Origin of the sequence: Bariatricus sp. SGI.019, from assembly GCF_050315235.1 — a bacterium.
Classification (GTDB): domain Bacteria; phylum Bacillota; class Clostridia; order Lachnospirales; family Lachnospiraceae; genus JAFBIX01.
The window spans coordinates 1-20,265 of the sequence record NZ_JBNPOQ010000030.1; the positions used below are offsets into that span (position 1 = coordinate 1).

Sequence of the window (20,265 nt, forward strand, 5' to 3'; positions counted from 1 at the left end):
AGTCACAAAATATCTGCTTCTTTTTCAGTTATGGATTCTAAGCGAAGGACTCCGCAATGGCAACCATTCCATCCGTCCTCTCACCGTACACCTCCCAATTACCAACTAACTAATCTAAATTCCCATTTACTCCACTATCCAGCTCTGAATCTCTTCTGCACCGACGTATTGTTCTAAATATTTTTTTCCATTCTCCAGTGCATGTTCTAAATCTTGATTCTGTGAGAACGAATAAATTAACGTCAGCACTTCTTCTGCATTTTCTGTAATCATAGCCCGTTCTGAATCACTGGTGGAACTCCCAATTGCACCTTTTGTATCTGCCAGCACCGGAAGGCAATCTATACGGATTTCTTCTTTTCCAATCCCTTTATAGGTCTCTCCTTCCTTTCCAACTCGAAATACTAGCTCATCTTCTATATTTGAAGTATCGTATGAACCAACAGAAAATCCTGATTCTATAGAAATCAGATTATTCACATCAACAACTGTATTTACCTCGTAAAGTCCTTTTCCTTGGCCGATTCTTCGAATCAGTGCTTCTGAAGATACGCGATAACGACTTGGATCTTTTCCAAAGGCTTTATATGCGGCTCTTGATTCTTTGATATTAGGGATTTCGTTTACACCGTAATCAAAGATTTCATCTTTTACTTTTTTGAAAATATCTTTCTTCAGATATTTCCACATCTCTTCATTTTTCTTTTCCACCTTCACTTTATATTGCAGACATCCAACCCTGACTGTCGGCCAGATCTGTTTCATTTCTTTATCAATTATAAGTGTTTTTTTCATTCTGTTTATATCTCCTATTGCTTAGCGCTTACTTCCCATGCAGAATACGGCTACAACTCCTGGACCTGTATGACTTCCAATTACCTCACCAATATTATTTACCAGAATATTCTCAATTCCCATCTTTTTGCGCACTAGTTTTGCCACATATTCAGCATCCTCTGCACAATCCCCATGGGTAATCATAATAATATCATTTTCCCAGCCCTTTGCCTGCTCAACAGCCATATCTACAATCTTATTCAACGCTTTCTTTCGTCCACGCTCTTTCCCGATAACTTGCAAAAGACCTTTGTCATCCATATGAATGATTGGCTTTACTTGAACCATTGTTCCCAATATTGCTGTTGTCTTGGAGACTCTTCCACCCCTTTGAAGATGATTCAGATCATCAATCGCAACATTATGACACACATGAAGCTTATTCTCCTCTGCCCACTTTGCTACTTCTTCGATTGATTTCCCCTCTCCTTTACGTTTCAATGCATAATATAACAGCAATCCTTCCCCCAGACAAGCGCACAATGTATCTATCACAATAACCTTACGTTCTGGGTACTCTTCTTCCAATTCTTCCGCCGCAATTCGCATACTGTTATATGTTCCACTTAAGCCAGAAGAGAACGCAAGATGCAATATATCTTTTCCTTCTTTTAGGAACGCTTCCAGTGCTTCTTTGGCTTCCTCAGGATTTACCTGAGAGGTTACTGCCATCTTTCCTTCTCTTAATTTTTGAAAAAATTCTTTGGAAGACAGTCCTTCCATTCCTTTATAGTTCTCGCCATCTATAGTATATTTCAAAGGAATAACCGGAATATGTCTCTCTTCCAACCACTCCTTTGGCAAATCGACTGTACTGTTTACTGTAATTACATAATCATTCATGTCTCTGTTCCTCCTTCTCTTTGCTTGACGATATCATAACATTTTTTTCCATATTACGCAAAATTTTTCTAATAATAAATATAAATAAAACACTGATTGTTAATATAGAACAAATATCCGCAATCGGCTCTGCCAAGTAGATTCCATTCACTCCCATGAACTTAGGCAGGATAATCGCCAACGGAATCAACAGGATTACTTTTCTAAGTAACGCAATAAATAAAGACACTTTTGCCTGCCCCAATGCCAAAAATGTCGTTTGACAAGCCGACTGAATCCCAAAGATTGTGATAACAAGGAAATATACTGGCATGACCTGACAAGTCAGTTTCTCCAGCTCAACATTATCCGTAAATATTCCCGCATATACTTCTGGCTTCAACACTGCAATACCTCCCAAAAGCAACGTAGCCGTAAGACATACCAGAATCATTCTAACGATCGTTTTCTGAACCCTATCTTTGTTACCGGCACCATAATTGTAACTGATAATAGGTTGGATTCCCTGTGTAATTCCCTGTACCGGTATTACGATTAACTGCATGATACTTGTCATAATCGACATAGTTCCTACATACAGATCTCCTCCATAACGCTGAAGTCCAGAATTTAAAGTAATACTAACCATACTCTCTGTACTCTGCATAATAAAAGGGGAGATGCCAAGTCCTGCAATTTGCATCAAAATATCCTTTTTTAAACGCATATTTTTTAATTGTAATCGTATCACACTCTTCTTAGACACAAGAAAATGTACGACCCAGACAGCACTGACCGCCTGAGAGATGACCGTTGCCAGCGCTGCACCTTTCACTCCCATATTCACACCAAATATAAAAACCGGATCCAGGCAGATATTGATCACCGCACCTATCAGCACAGACAGCATAGCAGTTCTTGCTGCACCCTGCCCACTGATAAATGTATTCAGTCCCAATGCCAGCTGTACGAATACTGTTCCAATTAAATAAATGGATATGTACTCTTTCGCATACACAATCGTCACATCACTGGCACCAAACGCATATAGTATTGGTATTTTAAATATACTGAAAAACACTGTTAAAAATACCGAAAATATAACTAACAACCCGGCAGAATTCCCGAGAATTCTTTCGGCACGACTATAATTACTTTTCCCCAACTCAATAGATGCCAAAGGTGCACCGCCCATCCCAGCAAATGCACTAAAAGCAGAAATCAACATAATAATAGGAAATGTAACCCCGACTCCCGTCAAAGCTACATCTCCGTATCCTTGAATGTGTCCAATATAAATCCGGTCAACTATATTATATAATACATTGATCAATTGAGCAGCTACTGCCGGAACTGCCAACGAAACCATCAGCTTCCCAAGCGGTGCCCGCCCCAACTTCTCGTCTCTTGTTTCCGTCTCCATTCTATCACCTCATCTATATTCTACCACGTGATGGTTATTCTGTAAAACAAGAAACTCGACTCCTCCTTTTTACCTTATCTCTTTCGTTTACTCAATTTAATTTAATGTTCAAATAATTTCTTCCTGATAAGGTTTTATTAAAGGCAACACTGCAAATCACAATAACTGTTCCTATTACGAACCCCCACCAGTTAAATAAAGCTGTAAGAAGCAACAATTCCAGACGCATAAATTTCAACGCATAACCAAGCTCAAAATTGGGTTGTGTATAATTTGCAACGGCCACAAATGCCATATATAACATCACTTCTGAATTAAACCATCCTGATTTTACAGAGAATTCTCCCATGACCAGACCTGCAATAACACTTAACGGTGTACTTAACATACTTGGTGTATTTAACGCCGCCAGCCGAAGACCATCTATGGCAATTTCGAGAATCAATAGTTGAAAAATCAATGGAATATTTACAGTATCTTTTACTGCCACAAAAGCAAATACCTCTGGAAGCCAGTTTAGATTCTGCATAAAAAGTAAAAATAATGGTGTCAAAAACACTGTCAGAAGAGTGATCAGACATCTGGCTGATTTAAGATATATGTTTGTCAACGTAGGAAAATAATGATCGTTGGCTTCTTCAATCATATCAAATATTGATGTTGGAAGAATCATTGCAGACGGGGAATTATCAACCAGAATTACAACTTTTCCTTCTAACAGACAGGCCGCCGCTGTATCTGGCCGCTCCGTAAACTTAAATTTAGGAAAAGGATTATACCATTTTCGTTTAAATAAACATTCAGCCAGACTCTGCTGATTCATTCGTAAATCATCCGTCTGAATACAATTCAACCGTTCAGATACATTTTTCAAAAGTTCCCGATCCACCCGGTCACTCATATAACAAAGTGCCACATCTGTCCGAGAGGCATTTCCAATCTCCATCATCTTCATCACAAGATGCGGATCACGAATCCTTCTCCGCATCAATGCAGTATTAAATACAATCGTCTCCACAAACCCATCTCTGGAACCACGCAGAGATTTATCTTTATCAGGTTCCTCCACACTTCGCGCTGGATAAGTTCTGCAATCAATCGCGATGCACGCATCATAGCCATCAATAAAAAGACATGTAACACCCGACAATATATTTTTCAATACCTGATCAAAATCCCCCAGCACATCCACTTCCACATACGGAATACATTTTCTTGAAAACTGCGTCGCATCCGCTGGCATGTCTTCCTCCTTCACATGAAAAAGAGAATCCATAATTTTCAGCATCGATTCATCCTTCGTAAATCCATCTATAAAATAAAAAGAAGACATCCGTCCTCCTATAACCATATCCCTCTGTATAATATCAAAACTTTCTTTAATCGGAAGCAGTCCATTCATATAAGAAGCATTTTCTTCCCTTGAAGCAGCTACCATCTTCATATTTGGCATATTCATTCCCCCATCTATCTCATATTCTTAAAAATAGAATGTCCGAAACATACAAAAATATGCAAATGGGTACACCACAAAATGCAATTAGGGACGTAGTCTTTTTAAAAAAGACTACGTCCCTAATTTGTACTTCCAAATCCACCATTACGTACTGTAGTAACATTATCATCCACAGTAATTCCATATTCTACGAAAATTCCCTGCATAAATCCTGTTCCAGCCGCGATTTCAACTGTTCTTTCTTCATTGGTATCGTTTGTAAGCTTGGCAAAAATATGTCCTTCATTGTCGGAATAGAAATAATCACTGTCAATAATTCCTACTGTATTATTCAATTGTAAACGATATTTAAACCCAAGCCCACTTCTTGGATAGCATTTCAGCACCCAATCTGATTCCATCTCTACACGTATTCCAGTAGGAATCTTAATCGTCTTTCCAGGTTCAAGAGTTATTGATACCGGAGCATAAAAATCATACCCTGCAGATCCGGCAGTTGCCCGTTTCGGGAGCTTAATATTATCATATATCTTCTGCAATTCTTGTTCTTCTGTTGGACCAAACGAATCTACAAATCCTTCCTGAAACTGTGCAAAACTCACTTTATAAAACTGTGCAATCCTTCTTGCCATATAATCCTGCCTCCCCTAAATTTAATAATGCCGCCGGCATTCCTGCCGGAGGCTATATCATTTACAATATGAGTCAATTTATATTATCATCTACTGATTCTTTTCGTCAACACCTAAAACATATGAGTATCAAGCTTCATTTTTAGATAAAAGAATTCTATCGTTATCCAGCTGCTTTCCGGCATTCTGTGCAAATTGATCCAGAAGATCATCTACCGTCATACTCTTACGTTCTTCTCCCGAAACATCCAGGATAATATTTCCTGCATCCATCATCAATGTCCTGTTTCCCAGTTCCAGTGCCTGATGCATATTATGGGTAACCATCAGACAAGTAATCTGCCGCTGTGCCACAATATCTTTGGTAAGCTGCAAAACCTTTTCTGCAGTTGCCGGATCCAAAGCAGCCGTATGTTCATCCAGCAGAAGAATTTTCGGAGTCACAATAGTTGCCATTAAAAGGGTAAGCGCCTGACGTTGTCCACCAGAAAGAAGTCCTACTGGTTGTTTCATTCGGTCTTCCAACCCCATATTCAACAAAGCAAGCTTCTCACGAAATCTCTTTTTATCTGAAGACCTGATCCGACTAAAATATGCGTTTTTTGAAGTCGAAGATCGAAGATATGCAAGCGCCATATTTTCTTCAATTGTCATATGGGGAGCAGTTCCTTTTAAAGGGTCTTGAAATAAATGTCCTATCACTTTACTTCTTATATATTCTTTTTGATAAGTAATGTCTTCTCCATCCAGTAAAATCAATCCTTCATCTGCCAGAAAAGATCCGGTAATTGCATTAAATAATGTAGATTTTCCAGCCCCGTTACTCCCAACAATTGTCGCAAAATCTCCACGTTTTAACTCAAGATTTACTTTGCGCAAAGCCATTTTTTCATTCACGGTCCCAGGATTAAAGGTCTTTGACACATTTCTCATAATCAGCATATTTTCACTCATTATCTCTGACCTTCCTTTCCTTTGCTTTCCTGTGCAAGAATTTCGTCAATATATTTCTGGTTTTTTACTCTGGCAGCACGTTTCGTCTGATAGAGATGGAATTGCCTTTTCAAATATGGCAGTCCAATTGCTATAGCTACAATTATTGCAGATACTAGTTTCAATGCCTCTGGAGGTACATCAAAACGAAGCGCTATTGCAACAATAAAACGATACAGACAACTTCCTAACACAACACCAAGAATACGGCACCAGATAGATCCTTTTCCAATTAAGGTCTCTCCTATGATCAAGCTTGCCAGAGCAATCGTAACCATACCGGTTCCAAGATTGATATCACAGGACTTCTGATATTGTGCCAAAAGTCCACCAGAAAGTCCTGTCAATGAATTGGATAGACAGAGTCCGATCGTAATCATCAATTTTGTATTAATACTGGATGCACGGACCATATCCGGATTATCTCCAGTCGCCCGAATAGAGAGTCCCAATCGTGTGTTTAAAAATAACGATACCAAAAAACCGATTACGATCACAATAATTGCTACAATAAGTAATGTGTACCAGGCTCCTCCAATATGCTCTTTTCCCCATGTGAAGATAGAATCACATCCAAACAAGTTAAGATTAGAGGCAAATCCCATTGCTGCAATATTAATTGTATATAATCCTGTATTTACGATAATACCGGCCAAGATGGATTCAATTCCCATCTTCGTCTGCAAAAATGCAGTTACAAAACCCGACACAGCCCCTGCACCCATCGCTGCGAATAATCCCAACACCGGATGTCCTGCTATCGTCAGTGTCGCACAGACTGCACACCCTAAAGTAAAGCAGCCATCTGTAGACAGATCCGCAATATTCAATATAGTAAATGAAATAAATAGTGCAAGTGCAACCAGCGAATAGATAAATCCAAGTTCCAAAGCGCTCTGCACAATCGACAACGTAATAATTGACCCCATAATAACCTCTATTCAAACTCTTTTGCAGTCACAGTCTCCACCACTTCTGAGCCAAGATCTTTGAATGTCTCAACAGCAATACCAACAGACTCTGCTGTCTCTGTATTAATTGTAATAATACCATCTTCCAAAGTCTCAACCGGCATCTCTGCTGGATTCTTTCCATCTACCAGAACCTCTACTGCCATATCCGCGGTTACTGTTCCAAGATTTTCATAATTTACACCATATCCGATGAATGCTCCATTTAATGCAAATGAGTCAGCTCCTGTATAGTGCGGAATCTTTGCATCCGTAAATTTCTCAAAAATAGCAAGTTCTGCTGTCATAACTGTATTATCCTGAGGAGTAAATACTGCATCTACTGTCTCTGCTACCAGTGAATCTGCCGCAGCCTGAATCTCAGCAGAAGTAGTTCCTGTCTTCTCTACATATTCCAAATTGTTTTCCTCACAGAACTTAATTGCATCTTCAATAGATCCAATAGAAGAATCCTGACTCTTATCGTATAAAAGACCAATCTTCTTTGCGTCCGGATTACCTGTCAGAATCAGATTCATAATCCCCTCTGTATCAATTGCATCAGAAGTACCTGTAATATTAGAACCAGGAGCCTCATTATCTGCCACGAGACCTGCACCCACCGGATCAGATACTGCAGAAAATACAACTGGAATCTGGTTATCTTCTGTTGCTGATTGCATAACCATTGCTGCCGGAGTTGCGATTGGAATAATGATGTCTACCTCGTCCGCAACAAGATCTGCGGCAATCTGATTCAAAACCGTAGAATCAGCCTGACCGTTAAATGTATAATCTTCATAATCAAATGTGACCCCAAGTTTCTCACCCTTGGCATCTAATTCTGCCTCGATTGCTTTTTCAATCTGATTTAAAGAAGCATCATCCACATACTGTACAATACCAACCTTGTATGTTGTATCCTCAGTCTTTGTCTCCTCTTTACTTTCAGACGTATCTTCACTTGAACTTCCACATCCTGTTACCATTGTTGCTACCATTGCAACTGTCAATAATCCTGCTAATACTTTGTTTTTCATTGTCTCATTCTCCTTTTTATGAAATTTACTTTTGCTGTTAGGAGAGAAAATTCGTGGATTACGGCACTTTCTTCAAAAAAGAAAACCGCCTCAAACTATAATGTTTGAGGCGGTAATAATATCTTATTATCGCGGTACCACTCAAATTGACGAATCGTCCACTTTTCTCATGTACTAACATACACTCCTGATTGATAACGGGTTCGGTTCCCGACAAACCATACTCTCTAAAGATTTCCGGCTGCCCTCGAAAGTCCATTCATCTATCAACTTCATACGGCAATTCCACCATCTGCCGCTCTCTTTAATGTCATTAGATAAACTACTTCTCTTTCTCATCGGTTTTTCTTATTTACAACATAACTTTAATCCAATAAAGTGCATTTGTCAAGTCAAAGTTTCTATTTTTTTTATTAATCCTTAATAACTGGAATTGGTGTATCATCTTTTGCGTCCAAATCATTAATATATTTCTTTGTTTCCCGAACCATTTCATTGGACAACAAAAGCACCGCAACAATATTTGGAATTGCCATCAATGCATTCAATGTATCAGCAATCAACCATACAAGATCAAGTGCCACTACAGGAGCAATTGCTGCTACAACGATATAAAGAATGCGATATGGGACCAGAATCTTCTTACCACCAAAATACTCTACGCAACGTTCGCCATAGTATGCCCATCCAAGAACTGTAGAATAAGCAAATGCGATAATACCTAATGTCAGAATAATTGGGCCAAGATAAGGAATCTGTGAGAACGCCATGGATGTAAGGACACCACCATTATCAATTTCATCCGCATTGATAGATGGGTTCTTCATGATTGTCGTTACCAATACAAGACCTGTCATTAAACATACAACTACTGTATCCCAGAATGTACCAGTAGAAGATACCAATGCCTGACGAACCGGATTTCTTGTCTGAGCTGCTGCTGCTGCGATAGGAGCGGAACCAAGACCAGATTCATTAGAGAAAAGACCTCTGGCAACACCAAAACGCATTGCTGCCATAATACCAGTACCTACCAGACCACCTGCTGCTGCTCCCGGTGTGAATGCAAGTTTGCAGATTGTTCCAATAGCTGGAATTATGTAATCATAATTCATAAATAAAATTATAATACATCCCAGAACATAGAAAATTGCCATGAATGGAACCAATTTTTCACATACTTTGGAAATGGACTTGATACCTCCAAAAATAACGATTGCAGTAAGGATTGCAATAACGATTCCAACTGCAACTGGAGGAATACCAAAGTTCTCATTACATACGGTTGCAATCGCATTTACCTGTGTGGCACAACCTATTCCAAAAGAAGCAAAGCCAGCAAAAATTGCAAACAACATGCCAAGCCACTTCATATTCAAACCACGATCCAGAGCGTACATTGCACCACCCTGCATACGGCCATCTTCTGTTTTTACTCTGTATTTTACAGCGATGAAAGATTCTGCATATTTCGTAGCAATACCAAATACACCTGTCAACCAACACCACAAAACAGCTCCAGGTCCTCCAAGTGCAATCGCTGTACCAACACCAATGATATTACCGGTACCAATTGTAGCTGCCAAAGCTGTTGTCAGAGCCGCAAAATTTGATACTTCACCTTCTGCTTCTGGATCCTTTGTTACTGACAGCTTAATACCTCTTGAAATTGTGTATCTCTGAATAAAGCCAGTACGGATTGTCAAAAAAACATGAGTTCCTAACAAGAGAATGATCATCGGCCATCCCCAAACCACTCCATTAATGGTGTTCACTACTGAATTAATAGCATCTAGCATATTATTCCCCCTTTTCTTCCTTTGCTTTTCATATGCACTTTTTTGTAAACATTCTGATAAATCGAAAAGAGTATCGGCATGTTCGTCGGTACTCTCTTGTATATCACCTGTTTATATTTTACCTCATTGTATTTAAAATATCAATAATTGTTACGAAATTGACATTTAATTTTTTGCAAATACAGAATTATAAAGATTATTCTTCGTTTTTATCATCCTAAACCAAGCCAAAATGTTTATATGTGTGAATTTTCTGACGTTTTGACATGAAAGGACAAAATTATGTCGTTGGCGGTTCTACTTTGACTTTAACCAGATTATTTGCCGCCTTTTGAATACTATCACGATATATAACATTATCATAACGTTTTATCTGCACTTTCGTTATTCCCATTTGCTTCGCTACTTGTCTGGAATCTGCGCCATAAGAAAACATTGTAACTCCACAAGTATTCCGTATACTTTCCGCACTATAGCAAGGAATTCCAGCTTTCTTTGCATATTTTTTCATTAATCGACTAATGTACATCGGATTTAGTTTATTTCCACGACTATTATAGAATAAAAACGTATTCTCTTTTCGTTCATTGATATAACACTCAATCACTCGAACTGCATCCTCTGGAATAAAACTTTTTTCTCTGCGATCTATTATAGATACATATACTCCGTTTTCATATATAACAAAGTCTTCCGGTTTAAGCTCTACAATTTCCGTAGAAGTAAGACCGACCCGATAAAGCAATACAATAATACAATATGCCATACTGTTTTCTTCTGCAGCCAAAAGGAGTCGGTCTATATGTTCCAAAGGAACAGCTTTAACATGTTTTTCCTGCTTCGCCACCACCTTCAAATATGGATAATAATAATCTCGATAATCCTTATCTATCCCGTATTTTTCATGGTTTTCGTACACATACTCAGCAAAAGAATGTAATTCCCGAAACTTTTTTGCCATCGTTCCAGGTCTTAATGCTCCTTTGTTAACTTTATTCTGCAACACAGCAAAATATTCTTTCACTTCTACTTCTCTTATCTCAAAAAAATCTTTTTGAAAATAGTTCATAATTTCACGTATATCGGTCCGATAAGAGGCTTCTGTTGTAATACTTTTAAAATGTGCCTTAAAATCATTCCAAATCCCTTGACTGAATAAATTCTCTTGATTCATACTTATTGTTCTCTCCTTCCCTGATTGATTATATCCGCGAAGCGGAACTTATGATATGTTATAAGTATAATTCATACTATAACATTTATGATTTTTTTTTAAGTATGCAATTTTGCAACTGCATACTTAATTCTTATCTCTTTTGACTATTTCCAATTTTTCAGGCTTGGAATCAACACACCTCCCAGGCTGTTTCCCAACGTCATAATTATCAGATAAACAATTGTTTTTAACGACCATGCTCCTGCAATACTAAAATAAAACATATTAGCAATACAATGTTCAAATCCACTTAATATAAAAACACTGACACAGATAAACAAAATCAGAGGATTCTCTTTCTCCTTAAATCCATCTACAGCAATATACATTAAAATACCACAAAAAATGGCAAGCAGGAAAATACTCAACGGTTCATCTGCCAGCTTCGTCTCACAGATACCGACTGCATTTTCACGGATCCCCTGAATCCTTGTATTTAAAACTGCCACTGCCCCAATCCAGGTACCTGCCAGATTACCAAGCCAAGTAATAGCCAGAAGGCCCAGATATTCTATCTTGTCGCTCTGAACAACCAGATATCCGACCTTTCCTGTGTAAAGAAAGAGACCATTTAACACAATAGCATACAATCCTACAGCAAATAACAGGGATCCAATAATTTTATTATCCACAGATAAATATACTGTTCCACCAATTGAAATTGCAAGTCCTGCTCCTATAGCCAACAAAAACATCTTAATATTCTTCTTCATCTTCTCCTCCTACACCCCAATTAGGAAAACTGACGATTTCTTTTCAATTCTCTTTTTACAAATTGTTCTAAAATGGTGTTCCCATGAGATCATACGGTGTTACCTGATATACATAATAATTCAGCCAGTTCGTATAGAGATTATTTGCCGTTGCCCTCCATGTCAACAATGGTTTATTCTCCGGATTATCATCTTTGTAATAATTTTTCGGTATTTCAATTGGAAGACCTTTACTCAAATCTCTCTTATATTCTCCGTCAAGTGTAACTCTGTCATATTCTGGATGTCCCATCACAAAGATCTGGCGGCCGTCCTGGGCCATAGCAAGGAACAGACCGGCTTCTTCTGACTCCGCAAGTACAGTTAATCTCTTATCTGCGCGGATTTTATCCATCGGTACCTCTGTATGGCGAGAATGCGGTGCCAAAAAAACATCATCAAAACCTCGAACTAATGGAATCTTCCGATTCAAAACTTTATGCCAGAACACACCAAACACCTTTTTATCCATCTGTACTTTATCAATTCCATAATGATAATAAATTCCTGCCTGTGCTCCCCAACAAAGATGAAGTGTTGATGTCACATTTTTTTTCGTCCATTCCATAATTTCTGTTAATTCATCCCAATAATCAACTTCTTCAAATGGAATCTGCTCTACAGGCGCACCAGTAATGATAAAACCATCAAATTTCTGATTCTTAATTTCTTCGAATTTTTGATAAAATTTGTTCAAGTGACTTACGGATGTATTCTTAGCCTGATGACTTGAAACCATCACAAAAGTAACGTCCACCTGCAACGGCGTATTAGACAGCGATCTTAATATCTGAAGTTCTGTATCCTCTTTTAGAGGCATCAGATTTAAAAGTCCGATCTTAATTGGGCGGATATCCTGATGCGTCGCCCGGTGTTCATCCATCACGAATATATTTTCACTTTCCAGTATCTCTTTTACCGGAAGATCATTTTGAACTCTAATTGGCATAATACTTATTCCCCTTTTTCTTTCTTTTCTTCATTTATCGCCATTCTCTGCTCTTCTGAATGGCAGTAATTTCCTTCGTCATCAACGTAGCTCATAGCATCATAATACTTAGATTCTTCTGGCAATTTCTTCCGCTCCAGTCGATAATTAATAATCATCTCCGCAATGTAATAGATAACTGCAAATGTAGGAACACCCATAATCATTCCTACGAATCCGAACAATCCTCCCCCAAGAAGAATTGCCACGATAACCCAAAAAGCCGATAATCCTGTAGAATTTCCCAATATCTTCGGTCCCAGGATATTCCCATCAAACTGCTGCAGTAACAAAATAAAAATAATAAAATAAATTCCCTTGACTGGATCCACCAACAGAATTAAGATTGCACTTGGAATCGCACCAATATATGGTCCAAAAAATGGAATCACATTGGTAACTCCGACAATTACACTGACCAGAACCACATAAGGCATCTTCAATATGCTAAGAACTATAAAACATAATACTCCAATAATCGCCGAATCAATAAGTTTCCCAATAATAAATCCACCAAATATCTCATTACCTTTTGTAGTCAGATGAAGTATCATGTTCGCATGTCTTGGAGAAAAAACAGCATAGACACACTTTTTTGTCTGACGTGTAAATAGTTCTTTACTAAATAGCAGATAGATAGATATAATTACTCCGATCAATGCATCAAACAATTCACTTAGAAAATTAATCATTCCTACGGTCAAATTCGACATGAATGCATTCACCTTATCTAAAAAGTCGGTCTTCAACCAGTTTAGAAACATATCAGTTCCTTCTTGTATCCCTGTCTTGACTAATTTTGATGTAGTAGAATCGTTAAATTTCACGTCACTAAGTTCATTTACCAATTCGGTCAACTGTCTTGGCAATGTAAAAATCAAATTCCGAATACTTGAATATAACTCCGGCAACAACAGATTACACAATGTCACAATTAGCACAACCATCAAGACCAGCGACACAAAAATACCAACACCACGCGAAATCTTCTCTGCTTTTTCACGTTTCTTTATGTATCTTTCCAAAGCAGGCACAAGGTATTTATCAATTTTTCTAACAATTGGATTCAACAGATATGCAATCACGCAGCCATATACCACCGGCTTCAAAACTCCGAAAACAGTCAGAAAACCATCCGAAAGATTCGTTAGTCTTAATAATACAAAATAAAATATAAGGCTGGCCGCAATCACAAGAAAATATGACATTCCCCTGCTAAACTGCTGGCGCAGCTTGGAAGGTCCTCTTCCTCCAATCTTTGGTCTGCTGGAATAATAAGCCTGTCCACTTGAACTTTTCGACTTTTCCTGTTCCTCTTTTTTTGGCTCTTCTTCCATGTTCATTCTATCATCCTCTTCCCTACGCAGATAAAATAATTATACCCTTTGCGCAAATCCTCGTCAACTAAAAAAGGGAAGCTCAACGCTTCCCTTTCCCTTTTAACATCCACACTTGAAAGTGGCACATTCTGTCTGTTCGCACTGACAAGCATCGCTTCCTTCTACACTGATCTTTCCGGCATGACATTTACATTCGTCATTATACATACATTCAGTTGCCTTACAATCAATATCACTTTTCGAAGAAGCTTCTCCTGTTACATTGCTGTAAGAATCTCCCTTACGTTCTTCAAAACTATCACAACAGGTCTCTTCTGAACGCTTCGCAGAATTTCCTCCCACCACAATGCTGTCCAAATCACAATAGAAATTCTTGTTATGAGTACATGTCTGTACTGTACATTTTAATTCTGGCATAATCTTACCTCCTAAATATTATAAAATATCATGGTATATTATGCCCTGTTTTCTAAGCTTTAACCGTCTGTTTAGTCCTCTTTTACAACTTCACGCTGTGTCTTGGAATCAATCTCCTCTTTGATATCTTTGATAAATGCTCCAATCTCTTTCTGACCTTCATCACCAGCAAAACGACTTCTTACAGATACCAGATTCTGTTCTTCTTCCTTTGCGCCTACTACCAGCATATAAGGAATCTTATTCATCTGTGCCTCACGGATCTTGTAACCGATCTTCTCAGCTCTTTCATCAATCTCAGCACGGATTCCTGCAGCTTCCAGTTCAGCCAGCACTTTCTGTCCATATTCCAGATGTTTCTCTGAAATTGGAAGTACTTTTACCTGTACCGGCGCAAGCCAGGTTGGGAACGCTCCTGCAAAATGTTCGATCAGAATACCGATAAAACGCTCGATAGAGCCAAATGCAACACGGTGAATCATGACCGGACGATGCTTTTCTCCATCTGCGCCTGTATATTCCAGATCAAAACGCTGTGGCATCTGCATATCAAGCTGAATTGTACCACACTGCCAGGTTCTTCCAATGGAATCTTCCAGGTGGAAATCAATCTTCGGTCCATAGAAAGCTCCATCGCCTTCATTTACAACATAATCAAGTCCAAGATCATCTAATGCACCTTTCAGACCTTCTGTAGCCATTTCCCAATCTTCATCACTTCCCATGCTGTCTTCTGGACGAGTAGAAAGCTCTACGTGATATTTAAATCCAAAAAGGCTGTAAACTTCATCAATCAATCCTGCAACACCCTTAATCTCATCACGGATCTGATCCGGAGTCATAAAGATATGTGCATCATCCTGTGTAAAGCAGCGTACACGGAATAATCCATGAAGCGCTCCAGATTTTTCATGTCTGTGTACCAGACCAAGTTCTCCTACACGAAGCGGAAGATCCTTATAAGAACGAGGTTCTGATTTGTAGACCAGCATTCCTCCAGGACAGTTCATCGGCTTCACTGCATAATCTTCCTCATCGATTACAGTCGTATACATATTATCCTTGTAATGATCCCAGTGTCCTGAATTCTCCCAGAGATGTCTGCTTAATATAATCGGAGTAGAGATCTCAACATAACCATTCTTCTTATGAAGATCTCTCCAGTAATCCAACAATGTATTCTTAAGAACCATTCCTTTTGGCAAGAAGAATGGGAATCCCGGTCCCTCATCACACATCATGAATATTCCAAGTTCTCTTCCTAATTTTCTGTGATCACGCTTCTTTGCTTCTTCCATCATGTGCAGATAATCATCCAAATCTGCTTTCTTTGGATAAGATATACCATAAATTCTGGTCAGCATCTTATTCTTTTCATTTCCTCTCCAGTAAGCGCCAGCCAGACTTGTCAGCTTAAATGCCTTCACATTCTTTGTTGACATCAAATGAGGTCCTGCACAGAGATCTACGAACTCTCCCTGCTGATAGAAACTGATTTCCTCTCCTTCTGGAAGATCTTCAACCAATTCCACTTTATATGGTTCATCTTTTTCTTTAAAATATGCGATTGCTTCTTCTCTGGATTTTGTAAATCTTTCGATTGGCAGAGCTTCTTTCACAATCTTCTTCATCTCAGCTTCAATCTTTTCCAGATCTTCTGCCACAAATGGAGTTTCTCTGTCCAAATCATAATAGAATCCATTGTCAATAGATGGACCAATGGCGAGTTTTGTCTCAGGATAGAGACGTTTGATTGCCTGTGCCATAATATGGGATGTAGTATGCCAGAATGCACCTTTTCCATCCTCTGAATCAAATGTTAAAAGTTCCAATTCACAGTCTTCAGAAATCTCTGTTCTCAGATCTACGATATCTCCATTGACCTTTGCACAAGTTGCTGCTCTTGCCAATCCTTCACTGATATCTTTTGCAATGTCAAGCACTGACATGCTTGCGGCATATTCTTTTGAAGAACCGTCTTTTAATGTGATTTTCATGTTTTTACCCTCTCTTTTCTTAGTATTGCAAGCTATTTATTTTTATGGTTTTCTAAACCTTTTGCAAACATATTATGGAAATCCAGGCATGCCCGTTTTAGAGACAGTGGTTTCCCTTCTCGATTCAGGAAACAATGTCTTGTGAATCCTCGACAGCACACCATCTGTGTCTTGGAAGAAATCACTTCATATCCTACCGTCAACTTGACTCCATTATATTCCTTAACAAAAGTCTCTATTGTAACGGTATCGCCAAAATGAACCATTCTAAGATACTCAGCCTCCACCGATAAGACCGGACTTATGATCCCTTTCTCTTCCATCTGATCATATCCCATGCCCATCTGCTCCATATAGTCTGTCCGTGCTTCCTCGAACCAGCGAATATAATTGGAATGATGCACAATTCCCATCTGATCAGTTTCATAATATTGCACCTTATGTTGATAAGGTTTCCATTCATCCATTCTTACACCTTCTATTTTATTTAAAATAAATTCTTTCGCAATCTGGATGTTCTCCGGACCACCCAGTCGGCTGCATTGTTCCGATTCGATACATATCCTCTGAAGTAATTATAAAATCAAAAACATCCTGATTCTGTTTCATACGTTCATATGATGAAGCCTTAGGAAGTGGTATCACATTTCTCTGAATCGCATAACGAATACAAATCTGTGCCGAAGAAACTCCATACTTTTCTGCAAGTTCAACAAGCAATGGATGCTCCAACACTCTTGTTCTTCCCAAAGGACTCCATGCCTGCACAAGAATTCCTTTTTTCTGACAATAATCTAACGTCATCTCCTGCGTATGTCCCGGATGAAATTCAATCTGATCAACAGCCGGACGAATCTGCGTATTCTGAAGAAGATTTTCCAGATGATGCGGCAGAAAATTGCTGACACCAATCGCCTTAATCCTTCCTTCCCGGTATAATTCCTCCATTGCCTGCCAGGTCTCAATATCCAACTGCTTCCAGTCTTGATATCCTGCCTCTGGCAATGGCCAGTGAATCAGATACAAATCCAGATAATCCGTCTGCAGCTTTTCAAGCGAAGATTCAAAAGCTTTTTTCACATTGTGATATCCCATATCACCCTTCCATAACTTAGACGCCAGAAAAAGCTCTTCTCTTTTCACTCCTGTCTCCCGGATTGCCTCTGCAAGATATTCCTCATTCTGGTAAAATGAAGCCGTGTCAAAATATCGGTAACCAGATTCTATCGCTAATCGAATACCCTTTGCGCCACATCCGTCAGATGATTTATATGTGCCAAATCCAACACACGGAATCTTGACCCCATTATTCAATTCATAACAATCATAAATGCTTTTCATATTGATTACCCTTTACTCAAAGTTTCTTATAGAATAAAAAATCCCTTACAGCATCAGCTGTAAGGGACGAGTCATTCTCTTCTCGCGGTTCCACCCTGCTTGCCCTGGCATCAAATACCAAGACCACTTTATTACTGATGATAACGGAATCACCGGACTGTTTTGCAGTCACTCAGAGGTAGTTTTCAGAAGGTTCCTAAATAAGAAGCTTTCAGCCAATGACTTCTCTCTCTGCTATTTATTTCCCAGCTTACTCGTCTCATCAACGTATTTTCCATATATGAAAACATTATAACACGGTCATTTTCTTTGTCAAGATAATATCCACATCTTCCACACGGCGAAAAATTCCCGGGTCATATAATTTAGAAGCAACACTGGGTGACAGCTTGCAGCTATCGGACATGGGTGTTGATAGCCGAGCTTTCTCGCATAACGTAAGGCGCGATACATATGAAAATTATTCGAGACAATTCCTATCTCATCTTCCATACATTCTATGTACTGAGAAGATAACTTTAAATTCTCTTTTGTTGTCCTCGACTGATCTTCCAGAATGATTCGATTTTGCTCGATTCCACATGAGATTAAGTATCCCGCCATAGCTTCCGCTTCTGACACTTCTTCTCCTTTTCCTTTTCCGCCGGAGACAATCACTCTGGTATCTGGATGTCTTTCCAGATATTCTTGTGCCTTATCAAGCCTGCGTTTCAGAGAATCCGTAATACTTCTCCCTTTCACCTGTGCACCCAGGACAATCAGACAAGAAACTTCTTTTCGTGTCCTTGGGAACATGCCTGTTACAATGATTCCTTCTGTAACAATAAACAGAAGCATGAAACATGTCAGGATCTCCCAGACCATCTCCTGCACTTCAAAACTGCTTGCCAGACACCAGCATAAGATCATCAGAATCCCTGTCACCAACCAGAATCTTGAAAACGTTGAATTCCATTTTCTTAATACAATACACAAAAGTATATAGTACGTCAGACATAATATTCCCAAAACTAAAAACATTATTTACCACAACACTTCTTATATTTTTTACCAGAACCACATGGACACGGATCGTTACGTCCAATCTTCTTCTCTTTACGAATCGTACCTGATTCTTTCTGTTCTTTATAAAGTTTCTTTAACTCTTCCTCGGAATAAATATCTTTCCACTGTGGAAGTTCATACAGCCAGTCAGCCTTTGCAGCTACCATGTTTTTATATAATTTTTCTTTGTCAAATGCCAGACTTACTACTGTATCCTCATCCATTGTCTCGATTGGATTCGCTTCTTTCAGGCTTTCATTGATTCCATCCAGGAAACCAACCATAGTCAATACTTCCTGACCATACTTTTCAGCTAATTCCTTGACTGTTCCCTTTACTTCTTCATCTGGATTCGACAGAAGCTGTTCATAGATTTCTTTTTCAATTTGAAAATAAGTCCCCCAGAATTTCTGAAGCTGTCCTCTGTCAGCTTTTTCATTATAAGCAATATCTTGCCATTGTTCTAATAATGTACGACTCATATTTTCTATACTCCTTTGTATTCATTTGCAATTTTCTCTTGCTCTTTATATAATATACTAAAGTCTTGAAAAGATGTAAAGGATGATTCTTATGAAAAAAGTAAAACGTATTCTGTCCGCTATTGGTGCAATTCTACTTTTTAGCATGTATGCCAGTACGCTCTTGTTCGCGCTGATTGACCATTCTGCCTCCAAAGGTATGTTAAAAGCGTCTATTGCCTGCACTATCATATTCCCAGTGCTTCTCTATGCTTACACGCTTGTCTATAAACTTACAAAAGACAATTCGGCAGATATCGAAGACGCTGAACAAACAGATGAATCTGTAGCCTCCGGCCACAACCAAAATTAAGAAGAGACAGGTCCTCCAATTCGACCTGTCTCAGCTTTTATCCTTATACATATAATTCTGCCAGAACCATTGCATGATCCTCTTTTGCAATTCCTCCCCATCTTTTGTTTTGCTCATTTTCTCTGACTTTTTTTCTTTTCGTAAGGTATTCCTCCATCGATATTACCTCTGGGTAGTTTTCTTCTCTTTTTTGTCGCATCGTAATACCTCCATTCTGTTATTCATACTCACGCCTTATTATTATATTGGTACTCATCCTAAAATATGCCTTCTTTTTACAATTTCAATTCTCTTTTATTCTATCTGATAAATGTGTCTGGGATGTGGATGAAACCTAAAATATTTATTAGAGATTTCTTAAGTGGGAATTTAGATGAGTTAGTT

Annotated in this window: 21 protein-coding genes and 2 other annotated features; of the genes, 1 reads left to right on the plus strand and 20 read right to left on the minus strand. The window is 38.6% G+C overall.

The genetic code is table 11. The features are described from left to right. Positions 1–126: 126 nt before the first annotated feature. The 19 genes from ACQRD1_RS13735 to ACQRD1_RS13825 form a co-directional block, all read right to left on the minus strand. Entirely contained in the window at positions 127–795 is a 669-nt protein-coding gene (locus tag ACQRD1_RS13735) for a B3/B4 domain-containing protein (RefSeq protein ID WP_235234120.1), read from the minus strand. Positions 796–816: 21 nt separating this feature from the next. Next, entirely contained in the window at positions 817–1,680 is an 864-nt protein-coding gene (locus ACQRD1_RS13740; RefSeq protein ID WP_235234119.1) for a DegV family protein, read from the minus strand. Then, a complete protein-coding gene (locus ACQRD1_RS13745) occupies positions 1,673–3,082 on the minus strand; it encodes an MATE family efflux transporter (RefSeq protein ID WP_235234118.1) in 1,410 nt (469 codons plus the stop codon). Before ACQRD1_RS13745 ends, ACQRD1_RS13740 begins: the two co-directional genes overlap by 8 nt. A 91-nt stretch (positions 3,083–3,173) precedes the next feature. Beyond that, positions 3,174–4,535, minus strand: coding sequence for a spore germination protein (locus ACQRD1_RS13750; protein WP_235234117.1), 1,362 nt, complete (start codon positions 4,533–4,535; stop codon positions 3,174–3,176). A 122-nt stretch (positions 4,536–4,657) separates the two neighbouring features. Continuing rightward, entirely contained in the window at positions 4,658–5,170 is a 513-nt protein-coding gene (locus tag ACQRD1_RS13755; protein WP_235234116.1) for a deoxyuridine 5'-triphosphate nucleotidohydrolase, read from the minus strand. A gap of 129 nt (positions 5,171–5,299) precedes the next feature. Beyond that, positions 5,300–6,112 (minus strand): ABC transporter ATP-binding protein, encoded by an 813-nt coding sequence (locus ACQRD1_RS13760; protein WP_235234122.1) that lies wholly within the window; start codon positions 6,110–6,112, stop codon positions 5,300–5,302. 11 nt (positions 6,113–6,123) lie between these two features. Further along, a complete protein-coding gene (locus ACQRD1_RS13765; protein ID WP_235234115.1) occupies positions 6,124–7,092 on the minus strand; it encodes an ABC transporter permease in 969 nt (322 codons plus the stop codon). 8 nt (positions 7,093–7,100) lie between these two features. Continuing rightward, positions 7,101–8,153 carry an ABC transporter substrate-binding protein gene (locus ACQRD1_RS13770; RefSeq protein WP_235234114.1) on the minus strand — a complete coding sequence of 351 codons (1,053 nt, stop codon included), beginning with the start codon at positions 8,151–8,153 and terminating at the stop codon, positions 7,101–7,103. A 102-nt stretch (positions 8,154–8,255) separates the two neighbouring features. Continuing rightward, positions 8,256–8,501 (minus strand) — a binding site (T-box leader). 65 nt (positions 8,502–8,566) lie between these two features. Beyond that, on the minus strand, positions 8,567–9,952 hold the full coding sequence (locus ACQRD1_RS13775) for an alanine/glycine:cation symporter family protein (RefSeq protein WP_235234112.1): 1,386 nt from the start codon (positions 9,950–9,952) through the stop codon (positions 8,567–8,569). Between the two features lie 280 nt (positions 9,953–10,232). Further along, positions 10,233–11,126 carry a tyrosine-type recombinase/integrase gene (locus ACQRD1_RS13780; RefSeq protein ID WP_235234111.1) on the minus strand — a complete coding sequence of 298 codons (894 nt, stop codon included), beginning with the start codon at positions 11,124–11,126 and terminating at the stop codon, positions 10,233–10,235. 146 nt (positions 11,127–11,272) lie between these two features. Beyond that, positions 11,273–11,881, minus strand: coding sequence for a formate/nitrite transporter family protein (locus tag ACQRD1_RS13785; RefSeq protein ID WP_235234177.1), 609 nt, complete (start codon positions 11,879–11,881; stop codon positions 11,273–11,275). Between the two features lie 67 nt (positions 11,882–11,948). Beyond that, positions 11,949–12,869 (minus strand): homoserine O-acetyltransferase MetA, encoded by a 921-nt coding sequence (metA, locus tag ACQRD1_RS13790; protein ID WP_235234176.1) that lies wholly within the window; start codon positions 12,867–12,869, stop codon positions 11,949–11,951. Positions 12,870–12,874: 5 nt separating this feature from the next. Then, positions 12,875–14,251: an AI-2E family transporter gene (locus ACQRD1_RS13795; RefSeq protein ID WP_235234174.1), complete on the minus strand. Its 1,377-nt coding sequence runs from the start codon at positions 14,249–14,251 to the stop codon at positions 12,875–12,877. A gap of 96 nt (positions 14,252–14,347) precedes the next feature. After that, positions 14,348–14,665 carry a DUF1540 domain-containing protein gene (locus ACQRD1_RS13800; RefSeq protein ID WP_235234173.1) on the minus strand — a complete coding sequence of 106 codons (318 nt, stop codon included), beginning with the start codon at positions 14,663–14,665 and terminating at the stop codon, positions 14,348–14,350. A 71-nt stretch (positions 14,666–14,736) separates the two neighbouring features. Next, entirely contained in the window at positions 14,737–16,662 is a 1,926-nt protein-coding gene (gene thrS / locus ACQRD1_RS13805; protein WP_235234172.1) for a threonine--tRNA ligase, read from the minus strand. Between the two features lie 32 nt (positions 16,663–16,694). Then, entirely contained in the window at positions 16,695–17,129 is a 435-nt protein-coding gene (locus ACQRD1_RS13810; RefSeq protein ID WP_235234171.1) for an acyl-CoA thioesterase, read from the minus strand. A 16-nt stretch (positions 17,130–17,145) separates the two neighbouring features. Further along, positions 17,146–18,003 carry an aldo/keto reductase gene (locus tag ACQRD1_RS13815; RefSeq protein ID WP_235234170.1) on the minus strand — a complete coding sequence of 286 codons (858 nt, stop codon included), beginning with the start codon at positions 18,001–18,003 and terminating at the stop codon, positions 17,146–17,148. A gap of 59 nt (positions 18,004–18,062) precedes the next feature. Then, positions 18,063–18,278: a binding site (T-box leader), on the minus strand. A 37-nt stretch (positions 18,279–18,315) separates the two neighbouring features. Next, complete coding sequence (locus tag ACQRD1_RS13820) at positions 18,316–18,912, minus strand: YdcF family protein (protein ID WP_427787857.1); 597 nt, start codon at positions 18,910–18,912, stop codon at positions 18,316–18,318. 110 nt (positions 18,913–19,022) lie between these two features. Further along, complete coding sequence (locus ACQRD1_RS13825) at positions 19,023–19,529, minus strand: SEC-C metal-binding domain-containing protein (protein WP_235234166.1); 507 nt, start codon at positions 19,527–19,529, stop codon at positions 19,023–19,025. A gap of 91 nt (positions 19,530–19,620) precedes the next feature. Here ACQRD1_RS13825 and ACQRD1_RS13830 point away from each other — a divergent pair, with 91 nt between their 5' ends. Further along, positions 19,621–19,881, plus strand: coding sequence for a hypothetical protein (locus ACQRD1_RS13830; RefSeq protein WP_235234164.1), 261 nt, complete (start codon positions 19,621–19,623; stop codon positions 19,879–19,881). A gap of 43 nt (positions 19,882–19,924) precedes the next feature. Here ACQRD1_RS13830 and ACQRD1_RS13835 read toward each other — a convergent pair whose 3' ends face one another. Beyond that, positions 19,925–20,080, minus strand: a complete 156-nt coding sequence (locus ACQRD1_RS13835) for a hypothetical protein (RefSeq protein WP_235234161.1) — start codon at positions 20,078–20,080, stop codon at positions 19,925–19,927. Positions 20,081–20,265: the final 185 nt, after the last annotated feature.